This is a genomic window from Cupriavidus sp. CP313, assembly GCF_054072015.1.
Window position 1 is genome coordinate 21,337 of the sequence record NZ_JBSVZB010000009.1, and the last position, 19,921, is coordinate 41,257.

Annotated in this window: 15 protein-coding genes and 1 pseudogene; 14 read left to right on the forward strand and 2 right to left on the reverse strand. The window is 65.6% G+C overall.

Annotated elements, in window-relative coordinates:
• Nucleotides 1-227: 227 nt before the first annotated feature.
• Nucleotides 228-1,427: a formaldehyde dehydrogenase, glutathione-independent gene (fdhA, locus tag ACW4E8_RS14595; protein ID WP_211982209.1), complete on the forward strand. Its 1,200-nt coding sequence runs from the start codon at nt 228-230 to the stop codon at nt 1,425-1,427.
• A 97-nt stretch (nt 1,428-1,524) separates the two neighbouring features.
• Here the strand turns inward: fdhA and ACW4E8_RS14600 are convergent, their stop codons facing one another.
• Entirely contained in the window at nt 1,525-2,550 is a 1,026-nt protein-coding gene (locus ACW4E8_RS14600; protein WP_456805137.1) for a GlxA family transcriptional regulator, read from the reverse strand.
• A gap of 457 nt (nt 2,551-3,007) precedes the next feature.
• On the opposite strand from ACW4E8_RS14600, the gene ACW4E8_RS14605 reads away from it, so the two are divergent.
• The 10 genes from ACW4E8_RS14605 to ACW4E8_RS14650 all read left to right on the forward strand — a co-directional run bounded on the left by ACW4E8_RS14605 (nt 3,008) and on the right by ACW4E8_RS14650 (nt 15,398).
• Nucleotides 3,008-4,282 (forward strand): serine hydroxymethyltransferase, encoded by a 1,275-nt coding sequence (locus ACW4E8_RS14605; RefSeq protein WP_456805138.1) that lies wholly within the window; start codon nt 3,008-3,010, stop codon nt 4,280-4,282.
• Nucleotides 4,283-4,311: 29 nt separating this feature from the next.
• The gene (locus ACW4E8_RS14610) at nt 4,312-5,283 is read left to right on the forward strand and encodes a membrane dipeptidase (protein ID WP_436224979.1); all 972 of its coding nucleotides are present in this window, start codon (nt 4,312-4,314) and stop codon (nt 5,281-5,283) included.
• A gap of 134 nt (nt 5,284-5,417) precedes the next feature.
• A complete protein-coding gene (locus tag ACW4E8_RS14615) occupies nt 5,418-5,951 on the forward strand; it encodes a DUF5943 domain-containing protein (protein WP_456805139.1) in 534 nt (177 codons plus the stop codon).
• A 63-nt stretch (nt 5,952-6,014) separates the two neighbouring features.
• Nucleotides 6,015-8,078 (forward strand): oxidoreductase, encoded by a 2,064-nt coding sequence (locus tag ACW4E8_RS14620; protein ID WP_456805140.1) that lies wholly within the window; start codon nt 6,015-6,017, stop codon nt 8,076-8,078.
• A gap of 2 nt (nt 8,079-8,080) precedes the next feature.
• Complete coding sequence (locus tag ACW4E8_RS14625; protein ID WP_456805141.1) at nt 8,081-10,006, forward strand: (Fe-S)-binding protein; 1,926 nt, start codon at nt 8,081-8,083, stop codon at nt 10,004-10,006.
• Nucleotides 10,007-10,010: 4 nt separating this feature from the next.
• The gene (locus ACW4E8_RS14630) at nt 10,011-11,177 is read left to right on the forward strand and encodes an electron transfer flavoprotein subunit alpha/FixB family protein (RefSeq protein WP_456805142.1); all 1,167 of its coding nucleotides are present in this window, start codon (nt 10,011-10,013) and stop codon (nt 11,175-11,177) included.
• Nucleotides 11,174-11,959, forward strand: coding sequence for an electron transfer flavoprotein subunit beta/FixA family protein (locus tag ACW4E8_RS14635; RefSeq protein ID WP_456805143.1), 786 nt, complete (start codon nt 11,174-11,176; stop codon nt 11,957-11,959). Before ACW4E8_RS14630 ends, ACW4E8_RS14635 begins: the two co-directional genes overlap by 4 nt.
• Before the next feature lie 55 nt (nt 11,960-12,014).
• Complete coding sequence (locus tag ACW4E8_RS14640) at nt 12,015-13,256, forward strand: aromatic ring-hydroxylating oxygenase subunit alpha (protein ID WP_456805144.1); 1,242 nt, start codon at nt 12,015-12,017, stop codon at nt 13,254-13,256.
• A gap of 20 nt (nt 13,257-13,276) precedes the next feature.
• Complete coding sequence (locus ACW4E8_RS14645) at nt 13,277-14,419, forward strand: FAD-binding oxidoreductase (protein WP_456805145.1); 1,143 nt, start codon at nt 13,277-13,279, stop codon at nt 14,417-14,419.
• A 115-nt stretch (nt 14,420-14,534) separates the two neighbouring features.
• Entirely contained in the window at nt 14,535-15,398 is an 864-nt protein-coding gene (locus tag ACW4E8_RS14650) for a glycine betaine ABC transporter substrate-binding protein (RefSeq protein ID WP_456805146.1), read from the forward strand.
• A 74-nt stretch (nt 15,399-15,472) separates the two neighbouring features.
• On the opposite strand, the gene purU is transcribed toward ACW4E8_RS14650, so the two are convergent.
• The gene (purU, locus tag ACW4E8_RS14655) at nt 15,473-16,345 is read right to left on the reverse strand and encodes a formyltetrahydrofolate deformylase (protein ID WP_456805290.1); all 873 of its coding nucleotides are present in this window, start codon (nt 16,343-16,345) and stop codon (nt 15,473-15,475) included.
• Between the two features lie 481 nt (nt 16,346-16,826).
• Between purU and ACW4E8_RS14660 the strand changes: the two are divergent.
• The 3 genes and pseudogenes from ACW4E8_RS14660 to ACW4E8_RS14670 all read left to right on the forward strand — a co-directional run.
• Nucleotides 16,827-17,987, forward strand: a pseudogene (locus ACW4E8_RS14660) (quaternary amine ABC transporter ATP-binding protein); the annotation flags it as partial.
• Complete coding sequence (gene choW / locus ACW4E8_RS14665; RefSeq protein ID WP_456805147.1) at nt 17,980-18,876, forward strand: choline ABC transporter permease subunit; 897 nt, start codon at nt 17,980-17,982, stop codon at nt 18,874-18,876. The pseudogene ACW4E8_RS14660 and the gene choW, both read left to right, overlap by 8 nt.
• A gap of 32 nt (nt 18,877-18,908) precedes the next feature.
• Complete coding sequence (locus tag ACW4E8_RS14670) at nt 18,909-19,907, forward strand: GlxA family transcriptional regulator (RefSeq protein ID WP_456805148.1); 999 nt, start codon at nt 18,909-18,911, stop codon at nt 19,905-19,907.
• Nucleotides 19,908-19,921 lie beyond the last annotated feature (14 nt).

The following is a 19,921-nucleotide window of genomic DNA, read 5'->3' on the forward strand; positions in this document are numbered from 1 at the left end:
CTTGTGTGAAACCGTCATCGGGGCTGAGCGGTGCGGCTCCGCTCAGGATGCACGCGGCGAGCGCGGTATAGCTGGCGCAAGCTCCGATGTCGGCGACGTTCAAGCGCGCGTCGGATTTTGCACACAGGCGCCCCGGTGTCCCGGACTACTCTCGAAGGCGCGGCCGCGCATGCCGCGCGCCGATTGGCGCGCCGCGGCACGCTTCAACGATTGATGGAGACAAAGCGATGAGCAGCAACCGAGGTGTCGTATATCTTGAGCCGGGCAAGGTCGAGGTGCAGAAGATCGACTATCCGAAAATGGTCGATCCAAGCGGCCGTGCGATCGGCCACGGCGTGATCCTCAAGGTCGTGAGCACGAACATCTGCGGGTCGGACCAGCACATGGTGCGCGGGCGCACGACCGCACCGGCCGGTCTCGTGCTCGGTCACGAAATCACCGGCGAGGTGATCGAGGTCGGGCGCGACGTCGAGACGCTGAGGATCGGCGATCTGGTGTCGGTGCCGTTCAATGTCGCGTGCGGGCGCTGTGCGATGTGCAAGGAGCAGCACACCGGCGTATGCCTGAGCGTCAACCCGGCGCGTGCGGGCGGGGCGTACGGGTACGTCGACATGGGCGGATGGATCGGCGGCCAGGCGGAGTACGTGATGGTCCCGTATGCCGACTTCAACCTGCTGAAGTTCCCCGACCGCGACCAGGCGATGGCGAAGATCCGCGATCTCACCTGCCTGTCGGACATTTTGCCGACCGGCTATCACGGTGCCGTGACTGCGGGCGTGAAACCCGGATCGACCGTCTACATCGCCGGCGCGGGTCCGGTGGGCATGGCCGCGGCGGCTTCGGCGCGCCTGCTCGGCGCGGCATGCACCATCGTCGGCGACATGAACCCGGCGCGCCTCGCCCACGCGAAGGCAATGGGTTTCGAAGTGGTCGATCTGTCCAAGGACGCGACACTTGGCGAGCAGATCGCCGAGATCCTTGGCACGCCGGAGATCGATTGCGCGGTCGATTGCGTCGGTTTCGAGGCGCACGGCCATGGCGCGTCCGGCCACGCGGAGGAGGCGCCGGCAACGGTGCTGAATTCACTGATGGAAATTACGCGGCCCGCCGGGGCGATCGGGATTCCGGGGCTCTACGTAACCGACGATCCGGGCGCCAAGGACGCAGCGGCGCAGCACGGCAGCCTGAGCATCCGCTTCGGCCTTGGCTGGGCGAAGTCGCATTCGTTCCATACCGGGCAGACACCCGTGCTCAAATACAACCGCAACCTGATGCAGGCGATCCTGCACGGTCGTCTGCCGATCGCGGAGATCGTCAACGTGTCCGTGATCTCGCTTGAGCAGGCGCCGGAAGGCTACAAGCAGTTTGATGGCGGTGCGCCACGGAAATTCGTCATCGATCCGCACGGGATGCTGGCGGCGGCGTGATCAGTCGTTCGGGACCTGGAGCGGGCGGCCGATAAAGGGCCGCCCGTCTTCATTGGTGCGGCGTGGGTGTCGAACATCGCCACGCGCGCCGCGTGAGTCACGCATGCATCACCGGAGAATACTGCGCCGACCTGACAGGCCCTGGCGACGTTGCGAGCGGTGCGATCTGCTGCCTGCGTTCGCGCGTTGGCGCGACGCCGAACGCGTCGCGGTAGCTCTTGCTGAAATGGCACGCGGACTGGAAGCCGCACGCCATCGTGATGTGCATGATGGACATGTCGGTCTGCAGCAGTAGCTCGCGCGCGCGGCGCAGACGCAGCGTCAGGTAGTAATGCGTCGGCGTCATCCCGAGATGGTCGCGGAACAGGCGCTGCAGCTGCCGCTGCGACATGCTCGCCAGACGCGCGAGCTCTTCGCGCGACAGCGGCTCCTCGATATTGTTTTCCATCAGCGAAATCACCTCGAACAGCGACTTGTTCGCCGAGCCGAGGCGCGCGACCAGCGGCATCTTCTGCTGCGCGCTCGTGTCGCGCACATGTTCGACGATGAACTGCTCGGCGATCTGCGTGACGCGTGCGCTGCCGACGCGGATGGTGATCAGGTTCAGCATCATGTCGAGCGGCGCGACGCCGCCCGTGCAGGTGATGCGGTCGCGGTCGATCACGAATAGTTCCTTGAGGAAGCGCGTGTCGGGAAATTCTTCCTTCAGCGCCGACATGTTCTCCCAGTGGATGGCGCAGGCGTAGCCGGCGAGCAGCCCGGATTTGGCCAGCGCGTAGGTGCCGGTACACAGGCTGCCCAGCACGATGCCCTCGCGCGCCGCGCGGCGCAGCGCCGACAGGTGGTCCGACGTGGTTGCGCGCTGCACGTCGACGCCGCCGCAGACGAAGACGATGTCCGGCCGCCCGATGCTGTCGGTGCGGATGGTGTCAATTGCCAATCCGTTGCTCGCCGTAACCGGGCCGCCTTCCGGGCTGACAATGGACCAGCGGTACAGCTCCTGGCCGCTGAGGTAGTTTGCCATCCGCAGCACTTCGATCGCGCTGGTAAACGCAATCATCGTGAAGTTGGGCAACGGCATGAAGGCGAAGTGGGACAGCGACGCGGTTCGGTCGGGCGACATGGGGGCGTTCCTTGATTTCTGATGGCGTTCAGGTCTGAAGCCTGGCTACCGTCTCCGGCTTTAGTGATAAATCGGGCGCAACAAACGTGCCATACGGCGAAACCCTACGTTTGGGGGGCTGAGCTCGTTTGGGCCGAGCGGTGTTGCACCGGATGCGTGACACGCCGCACTCGCGCTGCCGCACGCGGCACTACCGTAGTGCAATGCAGCATGCAGGAGTGACGGGATAGGAATCCGCCTTTTTGCACTTGCCCGTGTGCGTCCCATGGCCGACTTGTGCAAATCGGACGCGAATGGCGGAAAAGGAAAAGAACGCGTCTGAATTCATCAATCGACCCAATACCCGAACGACAAGAATAGACCCGTCGGCAACGCTGCGCCGACGAGGCAGGAAGACCCGGCAACCAGGGCCTGTCCCGCCTGTCAGGCAGCCATCTCAATCCCCCACGGAAGCTCTATGTCGAACACCCAGTCATTCTTCTCGCAGCCCTTGGCCGAGCGCGACGCGCTGGTGCGCGGCGCACTCCTGAAAGAACTCGAGCGGCAGCAGTCGCAAGTCGAGATGATCGCTTCGGAAAACATCGTGTCGCGTGCCGTGCTCGAAGCGCAGGGCTCGGTGCTGACCAACAAGTACGCGGAAGGATACCCGGGCAAACGCTACTACGGCGGCTGCGAGTTCGCGGACCAGGTTGAGTCGCTCGCGATCGAGCGCGTGAAGCAGCTCTTCAACGCCGGCTTTGCCAACGTCCAGCCACACTCCGGCGCGCAGGCGAACGGCTCGGTCATGCTCGCGCTGACGAAGCCGGGCGACACCGTGCTCGGCATGTCGCTCGACGCAGGTGGTCACCTGACCCATGGGGCGAAGCCCGCACTGTCGGGCAAGTGGTTCAATGCCGTGCAGTACGGCGTGAACCGCGACACGATGCTGATTGACTACGACCAGGTCGAAGCGCTTGCGCACGAGCACAAGCCGAGCCTGATCATCGCCGGCTTTTCCGCGTATCCGCGCAAGCTGGATTTCGCCCGCTTCCGCGCGATTGCCGATAGCGTCGGCGCGAAGCTGATGGTCGACATGGCGCACATCGCCGGCGTGATTGCCGCAGGCCGTCATCCGAACCCAGTCGAGCACGCGCATGTGGTCACGTCGACGACGCACAAGACCCTGCGCGGCCCGCGCGGCGGCTTCGTGCTGACCAACGACGAGGAGATCGCGAAGAAGATCAACTCGGCCGTGTTCCCGGGCCTGCAGGGCGGCCCGTTGATGCACGTGATCGCGGGCAAGGCGGTCGCCTTCGGCGAGGCGCTGCAGCCGGAATTCAAGACCTACATCAACAACGTGCTTGCCAACGCAGCGGCGCTCGGCGAAGTGCTGAAGGCGGGCGGCGTCGACCTGGTCACGGGCGGCACCGACAACCATCTGCTGCTGGTGGACCTGCGGCCGAAGGGGCTGAAGGGCACGCAGGTCGAGCAGGCGCTCGAGCGCGCCGGCATCACCTGCAACAAGAACGGTATCCCGTTCGATACCGAGAAGCCAACCATCACGTCGGGCATCCGGCTCGGCGCCCCGGCCGCGACAACCCGCGGCTTCGGTGTCACGGAGTTCCGCGAGATCGGCCGCCTGATCCTCGAAGTGTTCGAGGCGCTGCGCGCCAACCCGGAAGGCGACCAGGCCACCGAACAGCGCGTGCGCCGCGAGATCTTCGCGCTTTGCGAACGCTTCCCGATCTACTGAACCGCGTACCGACAAGACTGGAGCAACCAATGAGCGCGCTGCATCAGGACAGCATCATCATCGACGGCCTGAATATCTCCAAGTTCGAGCGTTCGGTGTTCGAAGACATGCACAAGGGCGGCATCACCGCGGCGAACTGTACGGTGTCGGTGTGGGAGAACTTCACCAAGACCGTCGACAACATCGCACTGATGAAAAAGCAGATCCGCGATAACGCCGAGCTACTGACGTTGGTGCGTACCACTGACGACATCCTGCGCGCTAAGCGGGAAGGCAAGACCGGCGTGATCCTCGGCTTCCAGAACGCGCACGCGTTCGAGGACAACCTTGGCTATATCGAAGCGTTCGCCGACATGGGCGTGCGCGTGGTGCAGCTCTGCTACAACACCCAGAACCTGGTCGGCACCGGCTGCTACGAGCGCGACGGCGGGCTGTCCGACTTCGGCCGCGAAGTCATCACCGAGATGAACCGCGTCGGGATCATGGTCGACCTGTCGCACGTGGGTGGCAACACGTCGTCCGAAGCAATCGCGTTCTCGAAGAAGCCGGTCTGCTATTCACACTGCCTGCCGTCCGGTCTCAAGGAGCATCCGCGCAACAAGAGCGACGCGCAGCTGCGGGAGATCGCCGATGCGGGCGGCTTCGTCGGCGTGACGATGTTCGCGCCGTTCCTCAAGCGCGGCATCGAGGCGACGGTCGACGATTACATCGAAGCGATCGACTACGTCGTGAACCTGGTCGGCGAGGACGCGGTCGGTATCGGCACCGACTTCACGCAGGGCTACAGCACCGAGTTCTTCGACATGCTGACGCACGACAAGGGCCGTTATCGCCGCCTGACCAATTTCGGCAAGGTGATCAACCCGGAAGGCATCCGGACCATCGGCGAGTTCCCGAACCTGACCGCGGCGATGGAGCGCGCGGGCTGGAAGGCGTCGCGCATCCGCAAGATCATGGGTGAGAACTGGGTGCGCGTGTTCAAGGACGTGTGGGGCGCGTAATCCACACATAAGCCGCCAGTTCTTTCACGCAATCACAAAACACGGGACGTGCCCGCGCGACACAAGCGGGCACGCGGGCGATGCCGCGCCTGCGCGATGACGCAAACGGCCATTTTCCTCACGGAGTCACCACGATGCAACCGCAACTGCCGATCAACGTCGATCCCGATACCGGCGTCTGGACCACCGATGCGCTGCCCATGCTGTATGTGCCGCGCCACTTCTTCACCAACAACCACGTCGCCGTCGAAGAGGCGCTGGGCCGCGATACCTATGCGGAGATCCTCTACAAGGCCGGCTACAAGTCCGCGTACCACTGGTGCGACAAGGAAGCGAAGCTGCACGGGATCAGCGGGATGGCGGTGTTCGAGCACTACCTGAAGCGGCTGTCGCAGCGTGGCTGGGGACTGTTCTCGATCCTGGAGGCCGATCCGGCGACGGCCCGCGCGCGCATCGCGCTGCGGCACTCGTCGTTCGTGCTCGCGCAGCCGGAAAAGGAAGGCAAGCTTTGCTACATGTTCGCCGGCTGGTTCGCTGGCGCGATGGACTGGGTCAACGATACGACGCCAGCAGGCAAGGGCGCACCGCGCGCGCAGTCGAAGGAGGTGCAGTGCGCGGCCGAGGGTCACGATCGTTGCGTGTTCGAAGTGTCGCCAGTCGCCCACTAAGCAACTTCCACTGACCGAACCCGTCCGCACTACGAAACATACAAACGCCAGAGGTCGTCCGCGATGCGTTATCCCCACTTGTTCAAACCTTTGCAGCTCAACCAGCTGACGCTGCGCAACCGGATCGTCAGCACCGCGCACGCCGAGGTGTATGCGGAGCCGGGCGGCTTGCCGGGCGACCGTTACATTCGCTATTACGAAGAGAAGGCGAAGGGCGGCGTCGGCCTGGCGATCTGCGGTGGCTCGAGCCCGGTATCCATCGACAGTCCCCAGGGCTGGTGGAAGTCGGTAAACCTGGCGACCGACCAGATCATCGATCCGCTGTCGCGTCTCGCCGAGACCATGCACCGCCACGGCGCCAAGATCATGATCCAGGCGACGCACATGGGGCGCCGCTCGGCATTTCATGGCGAGCACTGGCCGCACCTGATGACGCCTTCCGGCGTGCGCGAGCCGGTGCACCGCGGCAACGCCAAGATCATCGAGGTCGAGGAGATCCGCCGGATCATCGCCGACTTCGCGGCCGCCGCGAAGCGCGTGCAGGACGCGGGGATGGACGGCATCGAGATCTCGGCCGCGCACCAGCACCTGATCGACCAGTTCTGGAGCCCCCGCACCAACTTCCGCACCGACGAGTGGGGCGGCAGCCTGCAGAACCGGCTGCGCTTCGGCGTCGAGGTGCTGCAGGCGGTGCGCGAAGCGGTCGGCAAGGATTTCTGCGTCGGCCTGCGCATGTGCGGCGATGAATTCCATGAGGACGGGCTCGATCACGAGCAGCTCAAGGAGATCGCCCAGGCGATGTCCGAATCGGGGCTGATCGACTATCTCGGCGTGATCGGCTCCGGCGCGGACACGCACAACACGCTCGCGAACTGCATGCCGCCGATGGCGCTGCCGCCCGAGCCGTTCGTGCATCTCGCCGCGGGCATCAAGGCGGTGGTCAAGGTGCCGGTGATGCACGCGCAGAGCATCCGCGACGCGGGCCAGGCCGAGCGCCTGCTCGCCAGCGGCATGGTCGACCTGGTCGGCATGACGCGCGCGCAGATGGCCGATCCGCATATGGTCATCAAGATCCGCGATGGGCGCGAGGACGAGATCAAGCAATGCGTCGGCGCGAACTACTGCATCGACCGCCAGTACAACGGCCTGGACGTGTTGTGCGTGCAGAACGCCGCGACCTCGCGCGAGGCGACCATGCCTCACCTGATCGAGAAGTCGCGCGGCCCGAAGCGAAAGGTCGTCGTGGTCGGCGCGGGCCCGGCGGGGCTGGAGGCGGCGCGCGTCGCGCGTTCGCGCGGACATGACGTCGTGCTGTTCGAGAAGAATACCGAAGTCGGCGGGCAGATCATGCTGGCGTCGAAGGCGCCGCAGCGCGAGCAGATGGCGGGCATCGTGCGCTGGTTCGACATGGAGACCAAGCGCCTCGGCGTCGACCGGCGCCTGGGCGTTGAAGCCGACGCGAAGATGATCATGGCGGAGAAGCCGGACATCATCGTGCTGGCGACTGGGGGCCGCGCGTTCTCCGACCAGGTGCCCGCGTGGGGCGTCGCCGAGGGGCTGGCGGTCAGCTCGTGGGATGTGCTGTCCGGTCGCGTCGAAGCGAAGCAGAACGTGCTGGTCTACGACGGCGTGAGCACGCACGCAGGCGCGGGCGTGGCCGACTACCTGGCCAGTCGCGGCGCCAAGGTGGAGATCGTCACGCCGGACGTGAAGGTTGCCGATGACTGCGGCGGCACGACGTTCCCGATCTTCTATCGCCGGCTGTACGCGCAGGGCGTGATCCACACCCCGAACTACTGGCTCGATCGCGTCTACGAGGAGGACGGCAAGAAGATCGCGGTGCTGCGCAACGAATACACCGAAGAACTCGAGGAGCGCGCGGTCGACCAGGTGGTGATCGAGAACGGTTCGACGCCGAACGACGCGCTGTACTGGAAGCTGAAGCCGGAATCGGTCAACCGCGGCCAGGTCGACGTGCACAAGTTGTTCGCTGCGGAGCCGCAGCCGTGCCTGTCGGAGACGCTTGGCAACGGCCGCTTCCTGTTGTTCCGGGTTGGTGACTGCATCTCGATGCACAACATCCACGGCGCGATCTACGACGCGCTGCGGCTCGTGAAGGATTTCTGACGATGAACCCGTCCAACCTGATTACCGTCCTGCTCTGGCTGTCGGTGGCGGGGCTCGCCTTCGCGGTGTTGAAGCGGGCGTCGTACTGGCGGCTCGGGCGGGCGAGCGCGCCCGGCGCGTTCGGCATTGCCAATCTGTTCGCGATCCCAAAGCGCTATTTCGTCGACCTGCACCATGTGGTCGCACGCGATCCGTATATCGCGAAGACGCACGTCGCCACGGCCGGTGGCGCGATCGGCGCGCTTGCGCTGGTGTTCGTCAACTACGGTCTCGCGATCTACTCGCCCTGGCTCGACAAGCTGACCTTTGCCGCGGCGCTGGTGATGCTGGTCGGTGCGGTGTTCGTGTGGCGCCGGCGCCGGTCGAAGGACGTGCCCGCGCGCCTGTCGAAGGGGCCGTGGAATACGCTGCCATGGCTGCTCGGATCCTTCGCGCTCGGCCTGGCCCTGTTTTCACTGGTGCCGGCCGGTCTGATGTCGGGCGCGTTCGCCGTGTTCTGCGCGGTGCTGATCGCCGTCGGCGCGCTGGCCATGACGGTCGGCGCGGCGCAAGGCGGGCCGATGAAGCATGCGATCGCGGGCCTGCTGCATCTCGCATTCCATCCGCGCCAGGAGCGCTTCGCGGCGTCGCCCGAGTCGTACACCGGAAACGGCACCGCCACGCCGCCGACCGCGCTCAAGCTGCCCGACATCGAGCACCGGGAGTATGGCGTCGCCAAGCCGGTCGAGTTCCGCTGGAACCAGTTGCTGAGCTTCGACGCGTGCGTGCAGTGCGGCAAGTGCGAGGCCGCATGTCCGGCGTTCGCTTCGGGCCAGCCGCTGAACCCGAAGAAGCTGATCCAGGATCTTGTCGTCGGGATGGCGGGCGGCTCCGATGCCGCGTACGCAGGCAGCCCGACCCCCGGCATTCCCGTCGGCCGGCATCGCGGCGAGCCGAACGGCCCGATCGTATCCGGCCTGATCGAGGCACAGACGTTGTGGTCGTGCACCACCTGCCGCGCTTGCGTGCAGGAGTGCCCGATGCTGATCGAGCACGTCGATGCGATCGTCGACATGCGCCGCAACCAGACGCTTGAGCATGGCACCGTGCCGGGCAAGGGCGCAGAAGTGCTGGCCAACCTGCGCGAAACCGGCACGATGGGCGGCTACGATACCGCTGCGCGCTATGACTGGTCGGTCGACCTGAATGCGCCGGTGGCGCAGCCGGGCAAGACGGTCGACGTGCTCATCGTCGCCGGCGAAGGCGCGTTCGACATGCGCTACCAGCGCACGCTGCGCGCGTTCGTCAAGGTGCTGAACCAGGCGGGCGTCGACTATGCGGTGCTCGGCGAGGTGGAGACCGACACTGGCGATGTCGCGCGCCGCCTGGGCGACGAGGCGACCTTCCAGCAGCTGGCCAAGCACCTGATCGGCACGCTCGGCACGCTGTCGTTCCGCCAGATCGTGACGGCCGATCCGCACGTGATGCACAGCCTGCGCAACGAGTACCGCGCGCTGGGCCTGCGCGTCACGGTCAAGCATCACACGAGCTATCTGGCCGAGCTTGCGTCGAGCGGGCTGATCGCGCCGAAAGCGGTCGAGGCGCTGCGCGATAAGCGCATCACCTATCACGATCCCTGCTATCTCGGCCGCTACAACGGCGAAACCGAAGCCCCGCGCAAGCTGCTGAAGACGATCGGCATCCAGGTGGTCGAGATGGAACGCAACGGCATGCGCGGCCGCTGCTGCGGCGGCGGGGGTGGCGCACCGTTGACGGATATTCCTGGCAAGCAGCGCATTCCCGACATCCGCATCGCCGACGCGCGCGCGGTGGGCGCGGACGTGGTCGCGGTGGGATGCCCGAACTGCACGGCGATGCTGGAAGGCGTGGTCGGCCCGCGCCCTGACGTGCTCGACGTGGCTGAACTGGTCGCCGCCTCGCTGGAGTGAATCGATGAACACGACTAAACGAATCGACCCGCGCCGGCCGTTCATCATCACGGCGGCGGGCCTCAGGCGGATCACGCTGGGCGAGTCCGGCAGCGCGGACGCAAGCGCCGCGCACTGGCCTGCGCACGGCCACGCAGCCGAGGCGGCAAAACCGCGGCGGATGGTGAAGGAGCCGCGCCATGTGCTGCTCGTCGCCGCGCACAGCGAACGCGGCGCGCTGGACGAGCATGCGCGCCAGGCAGTCGCGGCGGCCGCGCTGCTCGCCGATGCGCAGACCGAAGTGGTGCTGATGGTATTCGGGGAACTGAAGGACGACGCGGCGGAGCTCGGCGTCGACAAGCTTATCGAGCTGCCCGAGTTCGACCGGCGCACGTTCGCGCCAGACAGCGAGCTGCGGGCACTGCAGGCGTGCGCGACGGCGCTGTCGCCCCGGCATGTCTTCCTGCCCGACAACGCGAACGGCGACGGCGATCTCGGCCGACGATACGCGGCTGCGGCGGGCGCCAGCGTCGCGACGGAAGTGGTCGAGATCGACGCGCGGCACGTCGGCGTGTATGCGCACGCCAAGCGTGCGTTCGCGACCCGTGCGCTGCCCGAGGTCATCTTGCTCGCGCCGGGGGCGGTTGACACGAAGCTGCCGTTCACCGGCGCGGGCGAGCGCCTGTCCGGCGAATTCCTGCACGCCAGGGGAGGGACGCAACTGTATCGCGACCTCGGTGTCGAGGAAATCGATGCCGCCCAGGTCGCGCTGGAGGAGGCGGACTTCATCGTGGCGGCCGGCAACGGCGTGACCGACATCGGCGCGTTCGAGCGGCTCGCGGGCGCGTTCGGCGCCGCGATCGCCGCCAGCCGTGTCGCGGTCGACAACGGGCATTTCACGCGTGACAAGCAGGTCGGCGCGACCGGCAAGACGGTCGAGGCCAGCGTCTACATTGCGTTCGGCATCTCCGGCGCGGTGCAGCACCTGCAAGGCATCAAGGACTGCCGTCACGTGATCGCAGTCAATCTGGACGGCAGCGCGCCGATCGCCAAACGCGCGAACCTGACCATCGTCGGCGACGCGCAGGCGACGATCGCCGCACTGTTTGAGCAGGTCGAGGCCGCGCGTCCCGCACGGGGACAGCAGCCGGCCGCAGCCCGTCCCCGGGAAGCCGCAGGAGCCGCAGCATGAACGCCCCCACACAAGTGCAACGTATCGCGGTGCTGGTGTCCGTCGGCCGCCATCCGGTCAGCGGCGCGCCGCGCTACAGCCGCAACGACGCCGCCGCGCTCGAGCTCGGCCGCGGCCTCGCGGAAAAATATCGCGCGCAGCTCGCCGTGATTCACGCGGGCGACGCCGCCGATCCCGCGCTCAACGACTACCTGGCGCTCGGCGCGAGCGAAGTCCAGGTGCTCGCTTGCGCGGGTGGCGAAGACGCCGCGCGCGCGCTTGCCGCCCACGTGAAGGACTATGACCTCGTGCTGACCGGCACCCGCGCCGAGGGCGCGTACGACACAGGGATGTTGCCCTACCGCGTTGCCGCGGCGCTCGGCCGGCCGCTGGTCGGATCGGCCGTCGACGTCGACATCGCCGGTGGTCGCATCGCCGTGCGGCAGTTCCTGCCGAAGGGCCTGCGCCGGCGCGTCGATGCCACGCTGCCCGCGGTGGTGGCCGTACATCCGCTCGCGAACGCCCAGCCCCGCTATGCGTACGCGCGATTGCGCGCGGGCACGATCCGGCCGGTGCCTGCGGCGCGATGTGAAGATGGCGCCGCCGCCGCATGGACGCTCGGCACCGTCGAGCGCAAGCCGGTCCGGCTGGCCGCCGCCGAGAAGCGTTCCGGGCATGCCCGGATGCTGTCGGCGACGACGACCGAGAGCCGCGGCGGGAACGTCGTAAATGGTGGGACTTCGGTCGAAAAAGCACAAGTGATCCTCGCCTACTTGCGCGAGCATCAACTCATCGACTACTGACACGTTGCCGGTCTGTCGGCAAGCAACCAGGGATGCAGGAAATCCGGAGCAAACAATGAAAGTATCGGCAGACATTCGCGCGCTGGTGGAGCGGCGCAAGGCGGGATACAGCCTCGAGGCGCCTTTCTATCTGAGCGAGGAGATTTTCGCGCTGGACATGGAGGCGATCTTCCGCAAGCACTGGATCCAGGTGGCGGTCGAGCCTGACGTGCCAGAGCCGGGCGATTATGTGACGGTCGAACTCGGCCACGACTCGATCCTGATCGTGCGCGACGATGACATGCAGGTCCGCGCGTTCCACAACGTCTGCCGCCATCGCGGCGCGCGGCTGTGCAACACGGACAAGGGCACGGTCGGCAACATCGTCTGCCCGTATCACAGCTGGACCTACAACCTGAACGGCGACCTGATGTTCGCCGAGCACATGGGCGAGAAGTTCGACCGCTGCAAGCACAGCCTGAAGTCCGTTCACGTCGAGAACCTTGCCGGCCTGATCTTCGTCTGCCTCGCGGACGAGCCTCCAGCCGACTTCGCGGCGATGCGCGCTGCCATGGAGCCGTACCTGCTGCCGCACAACCTGGCGGACACCAAGGTCGCCGCGCAGATCGATGTGCTCGAGAAAGGCAACTGGAAGCTCACGATGGAGAACAACCGCGAGTGCTATCACTGCGTGGCGAACCATCCGGAGCTGACCATCTCGTTGTACGAGTACGGCTTCGGCTATCAGCGTTCGCCCGCCAATGCCGAGGGCATGGAAGCGTTCGAGCGCACCTGCATCGAGCGTGCCGCGGAATGGGAAGCGATGAGCCTGCCGTCGGCGGAGATCGAGCAACTGCTCGACACCACCGGCTTCCGTACCCAGCGCCTGCCGCTCGACCGCAGCGGCGAATCGCAGACGCTCGACGCCAGGGTAGCTTCGAAGAAGCTGCTCGGCAAGTTCGAGCAAGCCGACCTGGGCGGGCTCTCGTTCTGGACGCAGCCGAACTCGTGGCATCACTTCATGAGCGATCACATTGTCACGTTCTCGGTGATCCCGCTGTCGGCCGGCGAAACGCTGGTTCGCACCAAGTGGCTGGTCCACAAGGATGCGCAGGAGGGCGTCGATTACGACGTGAAGAACCTGACCGCGGTGTGGAACGCGACCAACGACCAGGATCGCGCGCTGGTTGAGTACTCGCAGTGTGGCGCGGGCAGCAGCGCGTACGAGCCCGGCCCGTATTCGCCGTTCACCGAAGGCCTGGTCGAGAAGTTCTCGGCCTGGTATATCGGCCGGCTGGCCGAGCAGATCGGCGCGTAGGCGCAACAGCGGAGGCAGACATGATGCGCGATGCGGTCTTTACCGAGCCAGCGGACAGCCGGGTGACCCGCCCGGCGTTCTGGAGCGCGCTCCCCGAGCGCTGGACGAGCGAGGTCGAGGAGACGCTCGTGTGCTGCCACGTGCGGCAGGAAACCCACGACGTGAAGAGTTTCTTCTTTCGCTCGCCGGAGGGGAGGGCGTTCGTGTTCGAGCCGGGGCAGTTCATCACGCTCGAGCTGGATATCGAGGGCGAGACGATAAATCGCTGCTACACGATCTCGTCGTCGCCGGCGCGGCCGCACACGATCTCGATCACGGTCAAGCGCGTGCCGGGCGGCAAGGTGTCGAACCGGCTGCATGACCATCTGAAGCCGGGGGCGTCGATCCGCGTGCTCGGCCCGGCCGGCGAGTTCACGTGTGCGCGCCATCCGGCGCGCAAGTACCTGTTCCTGTCCGCGGGCTCGGGCATCACGCCACTGATGTCGATGAGCCGGGCGCACCACGATCTCGCCGAGGATCGGGACATCGTGTTCGTGCACAGCGCGCGCACGCCGGACGACATCATCTTCGCGCGCGAGCTCGATCTGATCGCGGCAAGCCATGCGAACTTCCGCACGTCCTTTGTCTGCGAGCGGGTTGGCGCGCGCACCAGCTGGCCGGGCGTGACGGGCTTCCTGTCGCTGCCGTTGCTCAAGCTGATCGCGCCGGATTTCATGGAGCGCGAGATCTTCACGTGCGGGCCGGCGCCGTACATGCAGGCGGTGCGCGGTCTGCTCGACGAGGCGGGCTTCGAGCGCAGCCGCTACCACGAGGAGAGCTTCTCGTTCGAGACACTGACCGCAGAGGCCAACGAGCCGGTCGCCGATACCGCCGCGGCGGCAAACGACGAGGCGGGGTCGGCGCAGTTCAATGTCAGCTTCGCCAGGAGCCAACGCGAGATCCTCTGCGGCGCGGGGCAGCATGTGCTCGACGCGGCGCGCCAGTCTGGCGTGCGGCTGCCGGCGTCGTGCACGCAGGGGATGTGCGGGACCTGCAAGGTCAGGCTGGTTGCCGGGCAGGTCGAGATGAAGCACAACGGCGGCATCCGCCAGCGCGAGATTGACCAGGGCATGGTGCTGCTGTGCTGCAGCAAGCCGCTGTCGGATCTCGTGATCGATAAATAAGACTGGACGCCTGCCAGGCGGGTGGCGCAGCACGATGTCCGTCGCAATGCCTGGCCAGGGCAACGACGATTCTAACTAAACGGGGCGCTACCGCTCCGACCACTGGAGGTATGCCATGAAGCTCTTTGCAAAGGTGTTTTGGGCCGGCGCAGCGTCGGTGATGATGACATGGAGCGCGCTGGCGCTGGGGGATGCCAAGCCGACCTTGAAGATAGGCTACGTCGAGGGTTGGGACGACAGCGTCGCGACGACGAATGTCGCCGCACGGATCATCGAAAAGAAACTGGGGTACCCAGTGCAGCTGGTGCCGGTCGCGGCGGGCGTGATGTGGCAGGGCGTCGCGCGCGGCGATCTCGATGCGACGCTGTCCGCCTGGCTGCCGGTGACGCAGGGCGCGTACTGGGATCAGTTCAAGGCCAAGGTTGTCAATCTCGGACCGAACTTCACTGAGGCAAGGATTGGCCTGATCGTTCCCGCGTCGGTGAGCGCGAAGAGCATCGATGACCTGAACGCGCAGAAGACGGCGTTCGAAGGCCGCATCGTTGGCATCGATGCCGGTGCCGGCGTGATGCGCAAGGCTTCCGAGGCGATCAAGAGTTATGGGCTCAGTTATTCGCTGATGCCGAGCTCGGGCAGCGCGATGACGGCCGAGCTGGCGCGCTCGATGAACGCGAACAAGCCAGTGATCGTCACGGGCTGGGCGCCGCACTGGATGTTCGCGAAGTGGAAGCTGCGTTTCCTGGAGGATCCGAAGAAGGTGTTTGGCGATGCCGAGCATGTCGATAACATCGTGAACCCGGGCCTGGAGACGAAGGCCAAGCCGGTTGTCGTATTCCTGAAGAGGTTCCAGTGGAAGCCGGGCGAGATCGATAGCGTGATGCTGGCGATCCAGAGCGGCACCAAGCCCGATGCGGCCGCCGATGCGTGGATCGCCGCGAATGCGGAACGCGTGAATGCATGGGTGGAGGGCGCGCAATAATTCGGCACGCGACCCAAGGAGACAGTATGCGCCGGCCACGATTGCATCGCGATCGTGGCCGGTGTGCATTGAGCTTACTGAAACACGACTGTCCGGTCCCCGTTCAGGAACACCCGTCGTTCGATGAACGCCTTGACGGCGCGCGCCAGCGTGATGCACTCAACGTCGCGCCCGACGGCAAGCAGCTGGTCCGGCCGGTACGAATGATCGACGCGCTCGACGACCTGCTCGATGATCGGGCCTTCGTCGAGATCGTCGGTGACGAAATGCGCGGTCGCGCCAATCAGCTTGACGCCGCGTGCATGTGCCTGGTGATACGGCTTGGCACCCTTGAAGCCGGGCAGGAACGAGTGGTGGATGTTGATCGCGCAATTGGCCAGCCGGGCGCTTGTCTGTGGCGAGAGCACCTGCATGTAGCGCGCAAGGATGACCAGCTCCGCGTCGCTTGACTCGAACAGGTCCAGCCATTGCGCTTCCTGCTGCGCCTTGGTTTCGGGCGTGATGGGAAAGTGCCGGAACGGCAGGTCATGCTGCCGCGCGAGCGGCTCCAGGTCGGGATGGTTGGATGCGATCCCAACGATGTCCATCTTCAACTCGCCCATGCGCCAGCGGAACAGCAGGTCCGCGAGGCAATGCTCGAGCTTCGACACCATGATCAGCACCTTCGGGCGCGCGTACGCGTCGTGGATTGCCCATTGCATGCCGAAGCCTTCCGCTATCGGCGTGAACTCCTGGCGCAACACGTCGACGCGCAGCGCTTGTTCGCGCGTCGGATGGAAGACGCAGCGCAGGAAGAAGCGGTTGCTCAGGTCGTCGTCGAAGACGGTCAGTTCATCGATGTAGCAGCGGTGATGCTCGAGCAGGCCGACCACGGCGGCGACCTGGCCGGGTGCGCTCGGGCACGACAGGGTCAGGATGAATTGTTGTGAACGTGACAGCGCGTCCATGCGATTCCTCTGTTGGGTTGAATGGCGCGGCGCGCGCAGCGTGCGCACGCATACCATGCGCGAAGTAGAGCAGGAGGAATGGCGGCCCGGATAGAACCGAAGCGCCGCGTGCATGGTATCGGCCCGTCATGCCGGAGCTTGCGGTGCGGGATGCTGTTGTCACGAACCGGAAAGGGACATGGGGCGCTTCAGAACCATTCCGCGTCGTTTGTGAACAGGCGGCGCCAGAGATCAGTTTCCGTTGTTTGCCGTTGTCGCATTTCTGCAAGCGCTTGTCGGAATTCGTCGGCAGGCGGGGGCCTTTTCTGGCAACTATGTAGGTATCGCGCAATTGCGCTTGTGATGCGACGGATCAGGTTTGCCGAGGGCATTCCAGGAAAACGGTAGCAATACGCCGGCAACGCTCCCCGGACGAGAGGGAAACGCAGCAAGGCATTGCTATGTGATGTGTGAGTCCCCGCAGGATCAGGAGAAGATTTCGATGGATAGTCCAAAGGTCGTGGTCGAAGGTCTGTGCAAGGTATTCGGAAGCAATCCGAAGCAGGCGCTCGATATGCTCGCATCCGGTTCAACGAAAGACGAAGTGTTCAGGCGCACCGGCCAGGTCGTCGGCGTGCACAACGTGTCGTTCGAGGTGCAGGAAGGCGAAATTTTCGTGCTGATGGGCCTGTCAGGCTCCGGCAAGTCGACGTTGATCCGTCTCGTGAACCGGCTCGTAGAACCGACCGCCGGCAAGGTGCTGATCGGTGGCCGCGACGTGGCGGCCGTAAGCTGCTCGGAACTGATCGCGCTGCGCCGCACGGACATGAGCATGGTGTTCCAGTCGTTCGCGCTGATGCCTCAGCGCACCGTGCTTTCGAACGCCGCATTCGGGCTGGAGGTGGCTGGCGTGAGCAGGAAGGAGCGCGAGCGCCGTGCCATGGATGTGCTTGAGCAGGTCGGCCTGGCGACGTTTGCGCAGAAGCTGCCGCGCGAGTTGTCGGGCGGCATGCAGCAGCGCGTCGGCCTTGCGCGCGCGCTTGCCGTCAACCCGTCTCTGATGATCATGGACGAGGCGTTCTCCGCGCTCGATCCGCTCAAGCGCAAGGAAATGCAGAACGTGCTGCTGCAGCTGCAGAAGGAGCATCGGCGCACCATCATGTTCGTGTCGCACGACCTGGAGGAAGCGCTGCGTATCGGCAGCCGGATTGCGATCATGGAAGGCGGCCGCCTGGTGCAGGTCGGCACGCCGCAGGAAATCATCGCGAGGCCGGCCGACGACTACGTCCGCACGTTCTTCGACGGCATCGACACCAGCCGCTACCTGACCGCCGGCGACCTGATGCAGACCGACGCCGTGCCGACCGTGTCAAAGCCAGATGCCGCGAGCATCGCACGGACGCTGAACGGCCACGCCGGCTATGCCTTTGTGCTCGATGCCCAGCGCAAGGTCCGTGGCTGCGTCATGCGCGACGCTGCGCCGGACGTGCGGCCGGTCGAAAGCATCCGGTGCGATGCGTCGCTTGAACACGTCGTCGAGCGCGTCGTCGCGAGCCCGAACGCGCTGCCGGTCGTCGACCACGACGGCTGCTACTGCGGCTCGGTCGACCGTGCCGTCATCCTGAAAGCCATCACGCACCACTCGCGAGGTAACCATGTCTGAAATGCTTCCGCTCGGCCGCTGGGTCGACCAGTCTGTCCACTACCTGCTCGATCACGACGCGGCGACGTTCGACGCGATCGGGCGCGCGATCGAGGGGCTTGCCGCAATGATCGAGCGCAGCCTGCAGGCGGTGCCGATGTGGCTGATGATGGCGATCTTCATCGGCATCGGCCTCTGGCGCGTCGGTTGGCGCTTCGCGCTGTTCACGGCCGCGTCGCTGTTCGTGATCTTCGCGACAGGGTTCTGGGACCAGACCGTCATCACGCTGGGCCTCACGCTGTCGTCGACCATCATCAGCCTGCTGCTCGGGATTCCGCTCGGCATCTGGGCGGCGAAGAGCAGGGTGGTCGCGGCCGTCGTGCGTCCGATCCTGGACCTGATGCAGACCATGCCGGCGTTCGTCTACCTGATTCCCGCCGCGATGCTGTTCGGTCTCGGCCGCGTTCCGGGCATCCTGTCGACGGTGATCTTTGCGATGCCGCCCGCGGTGCGCCTGACGAGCCTTGGCATCCGCCAGGTGAACATGGAGATCGTCGAGGCCGGCCAGGCGTTCGGCTGCACGCCTTGGCAGCTTCTGTACAAGGTGCAGTTCCCGAACGCGCTGCCTTCGATCATGCAGGGCGTCAACCAGACGATCATGATGGCGCTGTCGATGGTGATCATCGCCTCGATGGTTGGCGCGGGCGGCCTGGGCAACGAGGTGCTTGCGAGCATCCAACGTCTGGATATCGGCCTGGGCTTTGAAAGCGGCCTGTCGGTCGTGCTGCTGGCAATTGTCCTCGACCGCATCACCGAGAGCTTCGGCCGCGCGCCGGGCACGGCGAAGGCGCCGCTGTTCTGGGGGCTCAGGCAACTGTTCGGCGCCAAGGCCACGACAGCGCAAGCCTGATCCCGGGGTCATCCGTTCGCCAGGAGAGCCATGTGAGGTCCGTTGCCGCCGTACCAGCTGACAGCGCTTCACCGTCAATGTCGTCCCTCGCGCATTTCGGCTTCCTGGCGCTGCCTGAGTTCTCGATGATCGCGTTCTCGAGCGCGGTGGAAGTGCTGCGCATGGCGAACTATGTCGGGCGCGCCGAGCATTACACGTGGTCGGTCTATTCGCCAGACGGCGCGCCGGTGCACGCGAGCAACGGCATCGTGGTACGGCCGACGCGCGCATTGGATGGGACGAGACTGCCGGATGTGATGATCGTCTGCGGCGGCATTCGCATCCGCGACGTTTTCGACGACGGCACGCGTGCGGTGCTTGGCCGACTCGCCGGGCAGGACATTCCGCTCGGCGGCATCTGCACGGGTGCCTATGCGCTGATGGCGAGCAGGCTGCTTGACGGATACCGCTGCGCCGTGCATTGGGAGAACCGGTCCGCACTGCATGACGAGTTCCCGCTGGTGCATTTCGCCGACGAGCTGTTCGTCATCGACCGTGACCGGCTTACCTGCACGGGCGGCACCGCACCGATCGACATGATGTTGAATCTCGTCGGTCTGCGCTTCGGCCGGCAGCTTGCCACGCAGGTCTCTGAACAGTTCATTCTCGAGCGGATCCGCAGCGCGACCGATCCGCAGCCGATCCCCGTCGATGCGCGGGTTGGCCTCTCGCGCGCGGAGCTGATCGAGGTGGTGCGGCTGATGGAGGCGAACTTAGAGGAACCGCTGTCGCTCGATGAGCTGGCGCGGCTTGTGCGGCTGTCGCAGCGGCATCTGCAGCGGATGTTCAAGCTCTATCTGAATGTGTCGCCGACCCACTATTACCTTACCCTGCGCCTGAAGCGCGCGCGCGACCTGCTGCGCACGACCAACGCGTCAATCGCCCGTGTGACGACCGTGTGCGGATTCCATTCGCCGTGCCATTTCAGCAAGGCATACCGCGCGCTGTTCGGTCATGCGCCCAGCCACGAACGCCGGCCGCCGGGACGATGACCGGCGGCATGCTC

Bases quoted from the DNA above. Each gene is read 5' to 3' on its own strand.
- ACW4E8_RS14620 (WP_456805140.1), top strand. From the start codon at position 6,015: ATGCGTTATCCCCACTTGTTCAAACCTTTGCAGCTCAACCAGCTGACG.
- ACW4E8_RS14635 (WP_456805143.1), top strand. From the start codon at position 11,174: ATGAACGCCCCCACACAAGTGCAACGTATCGCGGTGCTGGTGTCCGTC.
- ACW4E8_RS14605 (WP_456805138.1), top strand. From the start codon at position 3,008: ATGTCGAACACCCAGTCATTCTTCTCGCAGCCCTTGGCCGAGCGCGAC.
- purU (WP_456805290.1), bottom strand. From the start codon at position 16,345: ATGGACGCGCTGTCACGTTCACAACAATTCATCCTGACCCTGTCGTGC.
- ACW4E8_RS14630 (WP_456805142.1), top strand. From the start codon at position 10,011: ATGAACACGACTAAACGAATCGACCCGCGCCGGCCGTTCATCATCACG.
- ACW4E8_RS14625 (WP_456805141.1), top strand. From the start codon at position 8,081: ATGAACCCGTCCAACCTGATTACCGTCCTGCTCTGGCTGTCGGTGGCG.
- ACW4E8_RS14610 (WP_436224979.1), top strand. From the start codon at position 4,312: ATGAGCGCGCTGCATCAGGACAGCATCATCATCGACGGCCTGAATATC.
- ACW4E8_RS14640 (WP_456805144.1), top strand. From the start codon at position 12,015: ATGAAAGTATCGGCAGACATTCGCGCGCTGGTGGAGCGGCGCAAGGCG.
- ACW4E8_RS14645 (WP_456805145.1), top strand. From the start codon at position 13,277: ATGATGCGCGATGCGGTCTTTACCGAGCCAGCGGACAGCCGGGTGACC.
- ACW4E8_RS14615 (WP_456805139.1), top strand. From the start codon at position 5,418: ATGCAACCGCAACTGCCGATCAACGTCGATCCCGATACCGGCGTCTGG.
- ACW4E8_RS14650 (WP_456805146.1), top strand. From the start codon at position 14,535: ATGAAGCTCTTTGCAAAGGTGTTTTGGGCCGGCGCAGCGTCGGTGATG.
- choW (WP_456805147.1), top strand. From the start codon at position 17,980: ATGTCTGAAATGCTTCCGCTCGGCCGCTGGGTCGACCAGTCTGTCCAC.
- ACW4E8_RS14600 (WP_456805137.1), bottom strand. From the start codon at position 2,550: ATGTCGCCCGACCGAACCGCGTCGCTGTCCCACTTCGCCTTCATGCCG.
- fdhA (WP_211982209.1), top strand. From the start codon at position 228: ATGAGCAGCAACCGAGGTGTCGTATATCTTGAGCCGGGCAAGGTCGAG.